The sequence below is a fragment of the Endozoicomonas sp. GU-1 genome (genome assembly GCF_027366395.1).
Classification (GTDB): Bacteria; Pseudomonadota; Gammaproteobacteria; order Pseudomonadales; family Endozoicomonadaceae; genus Endozoicomonas.
This window is the reverse complement of record NZ_CP114771.1, coordinates 919,115-931,732: the sequence shown is the minus strand read 5'-3', so window position 1 is coordinate 931,732 and position 12,618 is coordinate 919,115. Positions and strand designations below refer to the sequence as shown.

General features: G+C 49.6%; 11 protein-coding genes. 7 read left to right on the top strand and 4 right to left on the bottom strand.

Features of this window, described 5'->3' with window-relative positions:
- The first annotated feature begins 47 nt into the window (after positions 1 to 47).
- The gene (locus O3276_RS03580; RefSeq protein WP_269674408.1) at positions 48 to 443 is read left to right on the top strand and encodes a hypothetical protein; all 396 of its coding nucleotides are present in this window, start codon (positions 48 to 50) and stop codon (positions 441 to 443) included.
- A 28-nt stretch (positions 444 to 471) separates the two neighbouring features.
- Here O3276_RS03580 and O3276_RS03575 read toward each other — a convergent pair whose 3' ends face one another.
- Complete coding sequence (locus O3276_RS03575) at positions 472 to 1,542, bottom strand: 3-deoxy-7-phosphoheptulonate synthase (RefSeq protein WP_269674407.1); 1,071 nt, start codon at positions 1,540 to 1,542, stop codon at positions 472 to 474.
- Positions 1,543 to 1,751: 209 nt separating this feature from the next.
- On the bottom strand, positions 1,752 to 2,522 hold the full coding sequence (locus tag O3276_RS03570; RefSeq protein WP_269674406.1) for a sulfite exporter TauE/SafE family protein: 771 nt from the start codon (positions 2,520 to 2,522) through the stop codon (positions 1,752 to 1,754).
- A 213-nt stretch (positions 2,523 to 2,735) separates the two neighbouring features.
- Here O3276_RS03570 and cysB point away from each other — a divergent pair, with 213 nt between their 5' ends.
- Positions 2,736 to 3,710 (top strand): HTH-type transcriptional regulator CysB, encoded by a 975-nt coding sequence (gene cysB, locus O3276_RS03565; protein ID WP_269674405.1) that lies wholly within the window; start codon positions 2,736 to 2,738, stop codon positions 3,708 to 3,710.
- A 21-nt stretch (positions 3,711 to 3,731) separates the two neighbouring features.
- On the opposite strand, the gene O3276_RS03560 is transcribed toward cysB, so the two are convergent.
- Positions 3,732 to 4,010: a hypothetical protein gene (locus tag O3276_RS03560; protein WP_269674404.1), complete on the bottom strand. Its 279-nt coding sequence runs from the start codon at positions 4,008 to 4,010 to the stop codon at positions 3,732 to 3,734.
- Positions 4,011 to 4,178: 168 nt separating this feature from the next.
- On the opposite strand from O3276_RS03560, the gene thrH reads away from it, so the two are divergent.
- Entirely contained in the window at positions 4,179 to 4,781 is a 603-nt protein-coding gene (gene thrH, locus O3276_RS03555) for a bifunctional phosphoserine phosphatase/homoserine phosphotransferase ThrH (RefSeq protein ID WP_269674403.1), read from the top strand.
- 118 nt (positions 4,782 to 4,899) lie between these two features.
- Positions 4,900 to 5,649: an alpha/beta fold hydrolase gene (locus tag O3276_RS03550; RefSeq protein ID WP_269674402.1), complete on the top strand. Its 750-nt coding sequence runs from the start codon at positions 4,900 to 4,902 to the stop codon at positions 5,647 to 5,649.
- A gap of 3 nt (positions 5,650 to 5,652) precedes the next feature.
- Here the strand turns inward: O3276_RS03550 and pabB are convergent, their stop codons facing one another.
- Entirely contained in the window at positions 5,653 to 7,062 is a 1,410-nt protein-coding gene (pabB, locus tag O3276_RS03545) for an aminodeoxychorismate synthase component I (protein ID WP_269674401.1), read from the bottom strand.
- A 662-nt stretch (positions 7,063 to 7,724) separates the two neighbouring features.
- Between pabB and O3276_RS03540 the strand changes: the two genes are divergently transcribed.
- The 3 genes from O3276_RS03540 to acnD all read left to right on the top strand — a co-directional run bounded on the left by O3276_RS03540 (position 7,725) and on the right by acnD (position 12,555).
- Positions 7,725 to 8,564, top strand: coding sequence for an isocitrate lyase/PEP mutase family protein (locus tag O3276_RS03540; RefSeq protein ID WP_269674400.1), 840 nt, complete (start codon positions 7,725 to 7,727; stop codon positions 8,562 to 8,564).
- A 152-nt stretch (positions 8,565 to 8,716) separates the two neighbouring features.
- Positions 8,717 to 9,856 (top strand): bifunctional 2-methylcitrate synthase/citrate synthase, encoded by a 1,140-nt coding sequence (prpC, locus tag O3276_RS03535; RefSeq protein WP_269674399.1) that lies wholly within the window; start codon positions 8,717 to 8,719, stop codon positions 9,854 to 9,856.
- Between the two features lie 95 nt (positions 9,857 to 9,951).
- Positions 9,952 to 12,555 (top strand): Fe/S-dependent 2-methylisocitrate dehydratase AcnD, encoded by a 2,604-nt coding sequence (gene acnD, locus O3276_RS03530; RefSeq protein ID WP_269674398.1) that lies wholly within the window; start codon positions 9,952 to 9,954, stop codon positions 12,553 to 12,555.
- The last annotated feature ends 63 nt before the right edge of the window (positions 12,556 to 12,618 follow it).

The following is a 12,618-nucleotide window of genomic DNA, read 5'->3' as shown; positions in this document are numbered from 1 at the left end:
TTTTGAAATCCCAAGCTCATTTACTCACCCGGTAGTCCGACGGAACTGTGAAGCGTTATAAACAGGCCATTTTATCCAATTTTTTTGTCACCGAAGACGGCAGTGCTGTGCGCCATCTGGTTGAGGCAAATCTGGATATTGAGTCAAGAAGTGACCGTACGCTTTGTACCGAAGTCCTGAACAGTGACTGTCGCTACGAGGTGCTGGTTAATGGGCATCTATCCACTGTCTGTATGATCTGCTCAGCGATTCTTGATCGAAGAATCAGCAATATGCCGGTGGAACGTAAAGTCAGTTATGGCAAAAAGCAGACGATGGAGATCTTTACACCACCGGATACCCAGTTATCGCTTCCGGGTGTGGTTGAGCCTGTTCAGGTTGAAGAGGGTAAAATGATCACCTCAATAGAAGAACAGCCCGAGCAAATCGAGCTGTTTATGTGAGTAAAAATCAGATCTGCCAGTTGCTGCACTAGCGACGACCCGGCAGAACATCCTTCAATTTATCCCTGATGCTGCGTAGAGTCTTCTCTGTGGTTTTCCAGTCAATACAGGCATCAGTAATAGAAACACCGTATTGCAGATCGTTCAGGTTATCAGTCATCTTCTGATTGCCCCAGCCAATATTGCTTTCCACCATCAGACCGACAATGGATTGATTGCCTTCAATGATCTGGTTGGTCACATTCTCCATAACCAGTGGTTGCAGGGCCGGGTCCTTATTGGAGTTGGCGTGGGAACAATCCACCATGATATTTGGCTTGATGCCGGCTTTTTCAAGCGCCTTTTCACACAGTGCAACACTGACAGAGTCGTAGTTCGGCTTGCCGTTACCCCCACGCAGAACAATGTGGCCATAGGGATTACCTTTGGTATGGGTAACAGCCACTTGCCCCTGGCCATTCAGCCCGAGAAAACGGTGTGGACTGGAAACAGACTGCAGGGCATTGATCGCGACTTCCAATCCGCCATCGGTGCCATTTTTAAAGCCAACGGCCGAGGACAGGCCGCTGGCCATTTCGCGGTGAGTCTGCGACTCAGTGGTTCTGGCCCCTATTGCAGACCAGGCAACCAGGTCCTGAAGATATTGAGGCGAAATCGGGTCCAGTGCTTCTGTAGAGGCAGGAATGCCCATTTCGGCAACATCCATTAACAGGCGGCGTCCGATATGCAGGCCTTCTTCAATTTTAAATGAGTCATTCAAATGCGGGTCATTGATCAGGCCTTTCCAGCCCACCGTGGTTCTTGGCTTTTCAAAATAGACGCGCATCACCAGATACAATGTGTCCTTCAGCTCTTCACTGAGGGCTTTCAGCCGTTGGGCATAATCTTTCGCCGCGGCAACATCGTGGATTGAGCAGGGGCCTATGACGACAAACAGGCGATGGTCTTTGCCATCGAGAATATCCCTGATGACTTCACGGCTTTCAGAAACCGTTTTTGCTGCTGCCTCAGTCATCGGAATCACAGCCTTAAGGCGTTCCGGACTCAACAGAATTTCCTGAGATTGAATATTAAGGTCTTCAATGGGTAATACAGCCATGTGCGCGGTCCCGTTTTTTTAATAAGACTGGTTTAAAATCTCCTGATCAGTGGCCTGACGCCCCTGATGCCAGATGAAAATATGGCACCCATACTGCCAGATAGTCACCTCACCCTGTATAAAGCCCTGGTAACTATGGGTTTTCAAGTGGCCTGGTGAGGGATTTCCACTTTATTCAAACTGACACAGGCCTGCAACCCTGGATAGGGTTAAAAAAGGTATTTCAGGCCCAGTCCGAGCAAAATAATGGCCAATATGATGCGCATGAAGGTATCCGGTAGCTTCATGCCGACACGGGTTCCTACATAAATAGCAGGGATAGAGCCAATCAAAAGGCTGCCTAACAGCACAAAATCGACATTACCCAGCCAGATATGGCCAAAGCCTGCAAGCAACGTTAACGGTACCGCATGAGCCAGGTCGCTACCCACTACCTTGACGGGTTTCAGCAGCGGATAGAGCAGAACAATAGCGGCAGTGCCCAGTGCCCCGGCCCCCACCGATGAAAGTGTGACCAGAACCCCGAGGAAGATACCGGCAATAAATGTTAAAGGTGTCTGATATTTCTTTGGAATCATCGAGACACGAGAGAGCTGTCTTCTTTTCAAAAAAGGACTCATAAATAGCGACAGCGCAGTGAGGGTTAACATTATCCCAAGGCATAATGTAAGGATCGGGCTATAATCAGCGCTTCTGTCAAAAAAAAACTTGAGCAGCACAATTGTCAGGACTGTGGCAGGAAGACTGCCAGCACAGAGCGTTTTGACCAGTGTCCAGTCAATACTTTTCTGACGATGATGGACAATGACTCCGGTTGACTTGGTAATGGCTGCATACATCAGATCCGTTCCAATGGCGATATGAGCCGGAAAGCCAAACATTAACAGCAGTGGTGTCATCAATGAACCACCGCCGATACCTGTCAGGCCAACCGCAAAACCAACGCCGGCACCGGTGGCAATATATGTTAAAAAATCCATAAGCATCCCAAAATCTATGGTCTAAAGTTATAACTAGCCAAGGCGATGTTTGAAAATATTGACTAAAAATTGATGATTCGCTGGTAACTATATTGACTGGCTTGTATTCTGGAAAAGAATTTAATGTCATTCTTTTATGCTTTATAGAACTAACGGATCCTGTTTCAATCTATTCATTTTTGTCAGCACAACCTGCCCGACCGGAGGCCATCAATGAAGCTGCAACAACTGCGCTATATCTGGGAGGTCGCCCACCACGATCTCAACGTATCAGCTACAGCGCAGAGTCTATACACTTCTCAGCCCGGTATAAGCAAACAAATCCGGCTTTTGGAAGATGAACTTGGCGTTGAGGTTTTTGCCCGAAGTGGCAAGCATCTCACCCGTATTACCCCGGCCGGTGAGAAAATCATTGATACAGCCGGTGAGATCCTTAGAAAAGTTGAGTCGATCAAGCAGGTTGCCCAGGAATTCAGTGACGAGCGAAAGGGCAGTCTGTCCATTGCCACAACCCACACGCAGGCTCGCTATGCCTTGCCGGGCATTATCCGGCAGTTTATTGGTCAGTATCCCGATGTTGCCCTTCACATGCATCAGGGCACACCCATCCAAATTGCCGAAATGGCAGCAGACGGTTCCGTTGACTTTGCTATCGCAACGGAAGCACTGGATCTGTTCAATGACCTGGTGATGATGCCATGCTATCGCTGGAATCGCTGTATTCTTGTACCCAGGGATCATCCTCTGACCCAGGTATCTGAATTGAGCCTGAAAGATATTGCCCGGTATGCCCTGGTCACCTATGTTTTCGGATTTACAGGTCGCTCCAAGCTGGATGAAGCCTTTATGAATGAAGGGTTGTCACCCAGGGTAGTGTTTACTGCCACCGACGCTGACGTGATCAAAACCTATGTGCGCCTTGGGCTGGGCGTCGGGATCATTGCCAAAATGGCCTACGATCCCGAACTGGATTCAGACCTTGTACCCCTGAATGCTGATCACCTGTTTGAGCCAAGCATTACCAAGATCGGGTTCCGGCGTGGTACTTTCCTGCGTGGATTTATGTACGACTTTATTGAAGAGTTTGCCCCTCACCTGACCAAAGATGTAGTTCAGGAAGCAATCCTTCGTCATAACAAGGCGGAAGTGGATGAGCTCTTTTCACATGTTCAGCTACCAAACCAGTAACTACCTTATAAGCGGCTTGGTTCAAGCCGCTTTTTCCAGTACTTCCTTTACCAGCTTAAAATAGATGGTGTAAATCGCTGGCTCACTGCCTTCTTCTTCAACAATGAAAAAAGGTGCTTTATCTACCTGGTACAAATTTGCCAGTAAAGCACCTGTGCTGTCCGGGTCGCCATCAACGGCGGTGACAAATTGATCAATGCGATTGATATGACCTGAACTCTCCAGTCTTTCCTGCACTTCCTGGCATTTTTTGCAGAGGTTGCCATCGGCCATTATCTTTTTGACCATGGTGATTTTCATAATCCAGTTCTCCCGGGGGATGGTTTTCATTTGCCGATGGTTGTTTATTGTAGCAGCGGTTATTTAGTTGATAATAGAATCAATATCTATATTTATAGGTGTTTATGCTATATTCTCAACCAGCCTGTCAGGCCGCAATAAGTCTAACCATCAAAGAGAGAATAACCAATGGATGTCGTCTGTCTTGACCTTGAAGGTGTACTGATTCCGGAAATCTGGATTGAATTTGCTACCCATACCGGTATTGATGAACTCAGGGCAACGACACGTGATATTCCCGATTACGATGAGCTGATGACCATGCGCTTATCCATACTGGATAAACATAAACTCGGGTTGAATGAAATTCAGGCAGTGATTTCCGGCATGAAGCCGCTGGAAGGCGCTGTGGATTTTGTCAACTGGCTGCGCAGTGAATTCCAGTTAATTATCCTGTCGGATACTTTTTATGAGTTTGCCGACCCATTTATGGTTCAGCTGGGTCGTCCGACACTGTTCTGCCATCGCCTGGAGGTAGCAGAATCAGGGAAGGTAACCGGCTATAAGTTAAGACAGAAAGACCCGAAACGTGCATCGGTAAAAGCACTGAAAAGCCTCAATTACCGGGTTCTTGCTGCGGGTGACTCCTACAATGACACCACCATGCTCTCTGAAGCAGATGCCGGTTTTCTGTTCAAGGCACCCGATAACGTGATTGCGGAGTTTTCCCAATATCCCTCCATCACCAACTACGATGATCTGCGCACAGCTTTGCTTGCGGCACGGGGTTGAGGCAAGGAGCGCACAGTTCTGTGCGTCAGTTATTGCCTCAATGAATAAAATAACGGTAATAAAAATAACAATGTGGTTCTGGCTCTGTTTGATCGCAGGATGTGCCAGTCAGCAAAGTATGCCTGAAGTGAATTCCGGGGACTTGCGGCAGTCATTAAGTGTTGTTGTTTATGATCAGGCTTACTGGCCAATTTATACCTGGGCACCGGAAAAATCAGTCACTCGAACCCTTAGAATTTATATTGAAGGGGATGGTCGTGCCTGGTTAAGGTCCAATCGTCCGTCAATGGATCCAACTCCGGTTAACAGGCTTGTTCATCATTTGATGCTACAGGATAAATCACCTGATCTTGCTTATATTGCCCAGCCCTGCCAGTACGTTATGAATGAAAATTGCAGCAGGCAGGTATGGACTTTCAAACGTTACAGCCCGAAAGTACTCAAAGTCATCAATACTGCTGTGGAATCTCTTAAAGAGAGTGGGCAGTATGAAAAGCTGGAATTGGTCGGTTATTCTGGTGGTGGAGCGTTGGCTCTGTTAATCGCCGCACATAGAAATGATGTTGCAAGTGTTCGTACGGTAGCGGGCAACCTCTCTCCTGAGTTTTTAAACCGTCACCATGGTGTATCCGAAATGCCTGCGGCACTGAATCCGGTCGATTTTAGTGCTCAATTATCGTCGATAGCACAAATTCACTTTTTGGGAGCCAGGGATTCGGTAGTCCCGGTTCAGGTCAGCCAGCATTATCTTGAAGCATTTGAAGATACTTCCTGCATAAATGTAGAGAGAGTCAATGCAGATCATCAATCGGGTTGGACTGAGCAGTGGCAATTATTATTGGCAAGGCCACTGCCATGTGGCCTGTGAAGATCAATGTTTTTGTAAGCAGGTTTCTAACTTACTCATCAGATTTTTTACTTTAGTAATGGACTCCTGGTATTCCGATTCACAGTCAGAGTCAGCAACAATCGCCCCACCTCCCCAGCAGTGCAATTCGCCATCTTTTGCCAGAATCGTCCGTATGGTGATGCTGGTATCCATATTACCATCACAGCTGATATAGCCGATGGAGCCACAGTAAACAGTGCGGGCTACCGGTTCCAGCTCCCTGATAATCTCCATGGATCGTATTTTTGGCGCTCCGGTAATCGAACCACCGGGGAATGTGCTTCCCAGCAGGTCAAATGCATCATAATCGTCCATCAGTTGGCCCTTCACAGTACTGACCAGGTGATGCACGTTGGCATAACTTTCCAGGGCAAATAATCGGGGTACTGACACGGTACCTGTCTTGCAGACCTTACCAAGATCGTTTCTCAGCAGATCGACAATCATCAGGTTTTCCGATTGATCCTTCTGGCTATGTTGTAGCTCTTCAGCAATGGCTCGGTCTTCTTCAGGAGAACGGCCCCTGGGACGGGTACCCTTGATGGGCTTGGTGGCAACATGACCGTTTTTCAGTCGGATAAACTGCTCCGGAGAATGGCTGAGAATGCTCAGATCAGGGCGTGCAATAAACGCAGAGTAGGGCGCTTTGGTGACGGTTCTGAGCTTTTTAAATGCTTCCCAGGAATCGCCGCTATAGGGCGCAGTAAACCGCTGGGTAAGATTCACCTCATAGCAATCTCCCGCCACAATATAGTCCTGAATTTGCTGAAATGCGCACTGGTATTCAGCCGGGGTTTGTGTCGGGGTGAATCTGTCGAGCAGTTTGAATGGTGAGCGGTCTGACTTCCTGACTTTATGGTCAATAGCTTGCAGAATTTCAGTTTTCAATGATTCGGGTATATCAGGATGAAACACCAGACAGGCTCGTCGTTCCTTATGATCACAGATCAGCGCCCACTGATAGAGCCCGACGGACATCAGCGGTGTTGAACTGTCTCGATGGGCTATTCGGTCCGGCTCAAGGTGTTCACACAGTTCATATCCCCAATAACCAACCATGCCTCCAACAAAAGGCAATCCGGCATTGTCGACTTTGCTCATGGCATTAAGCCGTTTTGGCAATGGCGCAAAAGGTTCAGCTCCAGAAACAGTTTCTGTTTTTTGTTGAATAAGATCTTCAATCATCAAATCACCTTCCGGGGTGAAGGTGAAGTGCATTTCTGGAGCTGCGGTCATAATGTCATAACGGCTGGAATGATCTTTATAGACTGCCTGCATTCCATCGAATACCGAGCTATCCAGAAAACATGGATAAGGGAGGTGAATAAAATGTTCAAAGTAGAGACTGGTATCGTCTTTATATTCCAGTTCCAGAATTGTCAGCGTCTTCATACAGGTGTCCGAACAAAACAGTCGGCATTTTAACTGGTGCCGGGGCACTATGCCATCACCTGCAATCCATGAACCAGCCATCAAGTGCTAATCATCGGTTGTTGGAATGGTGGTAGCTATATAACTTCCCTGTCAACAACTGCACGTAAAACCGTACGATAGTATCTCAACTAGTACCGTTTTTAGGTACAGTGGTTGTATGTGTAAGGTGCACTTCTTGTCGTCGTTTCCAAGATATGACTCCTTAGGATTTATTAGAGTTAAATTCGGTCCCGTGCGATTGACAGGGAGCAAAGGTCAGGCATTCAAACAGTTCTCAGCCTGACTCTTTTCACTGTTACCAAATTCACTGTTACCAAACGTCAAGAGGCAGAGTGAGTTAAAAACTCCTCTGCGTAACAAGCCTAGCCTTTTAGCTCAACACAATGCAGCTTTTCTGAGATGTTTTTTGAATAAGCCATTTTGATCTATATGTCACTGATTTAGTTATATGTTGTTTTCAATGCAGGTAGAAGTGCTGAGTAAAGTTCGGTATAAATATCTCGGTTTAAAATATTGGCAACCATGCTCTATGGTGTTTATGACGTCGACAGGGTCCGCAACATGGATAATGCTGCTGTTAACACTCTATATATCAAGAATTAAGAACCAGAGGTAACGCCATGAATCAAAAGAATAATGCCTTGAGTCGGTTGATCGCTGAGCAGGGCATTGTCACCGCTCCCGGGGTTTACGATGGTATTTCGGCCCGGCTCGGTGAAGAAGCCGGTTTCTCAGCGCTATACGCCAGTGGTGGTGCCATTGCCCGCAGTACCGGTGTGCCTGATATTGGTCTGCTGACACTGACGGAAGTGGTTGACCGGGTTCGTCAGATTGTGGCAGCCACCTCTCTGCCAGTCATTGCCGATGCGGATACCGGTTTTGGCAACGAGGTGAATGTCAAACGCACCGTGGAGCTTTTTGCCAATGCGGGCGTCAGTGCTTTTCATCTGGAAGACCAGGAGTTTCCCAAGCGCTGCGGGCATCTGGACGGCAAGTCTCTGGTATCTGTAGACGAGATGTGTAAGAAAGTCTCGGTGGCCAGGAAGTATGCCGGCGATGTCACCGTGATTGCCCGTACCGATGCCATTGCCGTTACCGGTTTTGACGATGCTTTGGATCGTGCCAGGGCTTATGTCGAAGCAGGGGCGGATATGCTGTTTGTTGAGGCACCACAAACCATTGGGCAGATTGAAGACATTGCCAAACAGGCTCCCGGTCCCAAGCTGATTAATATGTTCTATAGCGGTAAAACACCGCTGGTACCTACTGAAGACCTGAAAGCGATGGGCTATCAGCTGATCATTATTCCTTCTGACCTGCAGCGGGCTGCTGTGACCGCGATGCGGGAAGTACTGCAGGTGATCAGGCGTGACGGTAACAGTGGCGCTATCGCCGACGGCATGATGACCTTCCAGGAGCGTGAACAGCTGGTGAAAACCAGGGAGTTCCTGAACCCATAAATTGTCAGCTGCTAAGGCGTGATTAACCGATGCCCGGCAGTTTTATCGTCAATTTGAGGGAAGTCTTTTTTCAGGCAATAACAATAATAACCGGTACCTTCTGGTGCCATGATAATCAGCAAGTGCACGAAATAAAAAAACGGAGAAGTACTATGTCGACGAACTCTGGGGAAAAAAAATTAAGCGGTGCCGGTTTGCGTGGTCAGTCAGCCGGTGAAACCGCGCTCTGCACCGTTGGCAAAACCGGTTCGGGCCTCACTTACCGTGGTTACGATATCAAAGAGCTGGCCGACAATGCCCAGTTTGAAGAAGTCGCTTATCTTCTGCTTTATGGCAAACTGCCAAACCAGGCTGAACTGGACGCCTACAAAACCAGGCTGAAAGGGCTTCGCTCTCTGCCCGATGCTCTGAAAACGGTACTCGAACAGATTCCCGCAGATGCTCACCCAATGGATGTAATGCGTACCGGTTGTTCAATGCTGGGTAACCTGGAAACCGAACAGGATTTCTCACAGCAGAACGATCATATTGACCGCATGCTGGCCATTTTCCCCGGCATGATCAACTACTGGTACAACTTCAGCCATAACGGTGTTCGGGTCGATGTTGATACCGATGCTGACTCCATCGCTGAGCAGTTTCTCTGGACTCTGCATAACAAAAAGCCTGAGCCACTCCATGTGCAGGTCATACACGCTTCCCTGGTGCTTTATGCCGAGCATGAGTTCAATGCTTCAACCTTTACCGGTCGTGTTTGTGCTTCCACCCTTTCTGATATTCACAGCTGTGTGACCGGTGCCATCGGTTCACTGCGTGGTCCTCTCCACGGTGGCGCTAACGAAGCAGCTATGGCAATGATCGAGAACTGGCGCTCACCTGAGGAGGCCGAAGAGAAGATCATGGGTATGCTGGCCCGCAAGGATAAGATTATGGGCTTTGGCCATGCCATTTATCGTGAGTCTGATCCCCGTAATGCCATCATCAAACAGTGGTCGCGGAAGTTGTCTGAACAGGTGGGTGATCAGTACCTTTATGCCGTTTCCGAGCGTGTTGAGGCGGTTATGTGGCGGGAGAAGAAATTGTTCTGTAATGCTGACTTCTTCCACGCTTCGGCCTACAACTTTATGGGCATTCCTACCAAGTTGTTTACTCCGATCTTTGTTTGTTCGCGGGTGGCTGGCTGGACCGCTCACGTTATGGAGCAGCGTGCTAACAACCGCATTATCCGACCATCTGCCGACTATACCGGACCGGAAAGCGCAGAATGGGTCGCTATTGAAGACCGCGATTAACCACAAAGACCACCAGAGAAAAAAGCTGTCTTTGTGTTCTTTGTGGTCTGCGTAGTTTATAACAATAAATTATTTGCCCGGTGGACGTTCGACGTATGAACACTGATTTTCGTAAACCCTTACCCGGCACCCAGCTGGACTATTATGATACCCGTGCAGCCGTGGAAGCGATTCAGCCGGGCACCTATAACACCTTACCCTATACCTCCAGAGTACTGGCCGAGCAGCTGGTTCGCCGCTGTAATCCGGCTACTCTGACTGACTCCCTGAAGCAGATCATTGAGCGTAAGCGTGACCTGGACTTCCCCTGGTATCCGGCCCGGGTTGTCTGCCATGACATTCTTGGCCAGACCGCCCTGGTGGATCTTGCCGGATTGCGAGACGCCATTGCCGGGCAGGGCGGTGATCCTGCCAGGGTTAACCCGGTGGTGCCAACCCAGTTGATTGTTGACCACTCGCTGGCCGTTGAATATGGCGGTTTTGATCCGGAGGCATTGGCAAAGAACCGGGCTATAGAAGATCGTCGCAATGAAGACCGTTTCCACTTTATCGAGTGGAGCAAAACCGCCTTTGAGAATGTCGATGTGATTCCCGCGGGTAATGGCATCATGCATCAGATCAACCTGGAGAAAATGTCTCCGGTTATCCAGGCCCGTGATGGTGTCGCCTATCCGGATACCTGTGTCGGTACCGACAGTCATACGCCCCATGTCGATGCCCTTGGCGTTATCGCCATTGGTGTTGGTGGCCTGGAAGCGGAAACGGTGATGCTGGGCCGTCCTTCCATGATGCGCCTTCCTGATATTGTCGGTGTTGAGCTGACAGGGCACCGACAGCCGGGTATTACCGCCACCGACATCGTGTTGGCCCTGACTGAATTCCTGAGAAATGAGCGTGTGGTTTCATCTTACCTGGAGTTTTTTGGCGAAGGGGCTGCCAATCTTACCATTGGTGATCGTGCCACCATTGCCAATATGACCCCGGAGTTTGGTGCTTCCGCCGGGATGTTCTATATCGATGAACAGACCATTGATTATCTTAAGTTGACCGGCCGGGAGCCTGAACAGGTGGCCCTGGTGGAGAATTACGCCAAAACTACCGGACTGTGGGCTGATGATCTGAAAACCGCCGACTATGAGCGGGTGCTGACCTTTGATCTCTCTGCGGTTTGCCGGAATATGGCCGGGCCATCCAACCCACACCGTCGTTTGCCGACCTCTGAGCTGGCAAGTCGTGGCGTTGCAGGGCCTTATAAAAAAGAAGATGAGCAAGAAGGCTTAATGCCCGATGGTGCCATCATCATTGCGGCTATCACCAGCTGTACCAATACCAGTAATCCCCGTAATGTGGTTGCCGCCGGTTTGGTGGCCCGAAAAGCTAACGAGCTCGGGCTGGTGCGGAAACCCTGGGTGAAGTCTTCATTCGCTCCGGGCTCTAAAGTCGCCAGGCTCTATCTTGAGGACGCAGGTCTTCTTTCTGAAATGGAGAAACTGGGCTTTGGCATTGTCGCCTACGCCTGTACCACCTGTAACGGTATGAGTGGGGCTCTTGATCCGGAGATTCAGCAGGAAGTCATAGATCGGGATCTTTATGCAACGGCTGTTCTCTCTGGCAACCGTAACTTTGATGGACGGATTCATCCCTACGCCAGGCAGGCTTTCCTTGCCTCGCCACCGTTGGTGGTGGCTTATGCGATTGCCGGTACGGTGCGCTTTGATATTGAAAAGGGTGCATTGGGTACTGATCAGGATGGCAATCCCATCACTTTGAAAGACATCTGGCCCAGCGATGAAGAGATTGACGCAATTGTTGCTGAATCCGTAAAACCAGAGCAGTTTAACCAGGTTTATATTCCCATGTTTGATCTGGGCAAGGCGGAGCAGGCCGAAAGTCCTCTCTACCACTGGCGTTCCATGAGTACCTACATTCGCCGTCCTCCCTATTGGGAAGGGGCTCTGGCTGGTGAGCGCACCCTGAAAGGCTTGCGCCCTCTGGCGATTCTGGGCGATAACATCACCACCGATCACCTGTCGCCTTCCAATGCGATTCTTGCCAGCAGTGCGGCGGGGGAATATCTGGCGAAAATGGGGCTGCCGGAAGAAGACTTTAACTCCTATGCCACCCACCGGGGTGACCATCTGACGGCGCAACGAGCCACCTTTGCCAACCCAAAGCTGCTCAATGAAATGTGTCTGGATGCTAATGGCGAAGTCAGGCAGGGCTCTTTGGCCAGAATTGAGCCCGAAGGCACAGAAACACGGATGTGGGAAGCCATCGAGACCTATATGGAGCGTCGCCAGTCGCTGATTATTGTTGCCGGTGCGGATTATGGGCAGGGATCATCCCGTGACTGGGCTGCCAAAGGGGTTCGGCTTGCCGGTGTGGAGGCCATTGTGGCAGAAGGGTTCGAGCGTATCCACCGGACCAACCTGGTGGGTATGGGTGTGCTGCCCCTGGAATTCAAGGCTGGCACAACCCGCAAGACCTTAGGGCTTGATGGCAGCGAAACCTACGATGTTATCGGTGAGCGGACGCCCGGAGCAACACTGAGCCTGTTGATTCACCGTACCAGCGGAGAAACTGTTGAGGTCCCGGTAACCTGTCGCCTGGATACCGCTGAAGAAGTATCCGTATACGATGCCGGTGGTGTACTGCAGCGTTTTGCCAGGGACTTCCTGGAATCCGAAGCCGCTGCCTGACGACTCTCACGCTGGCCCTTGATCAGGGCCAGCACAACAATCCTATAACAGAAGGAGCTGTTC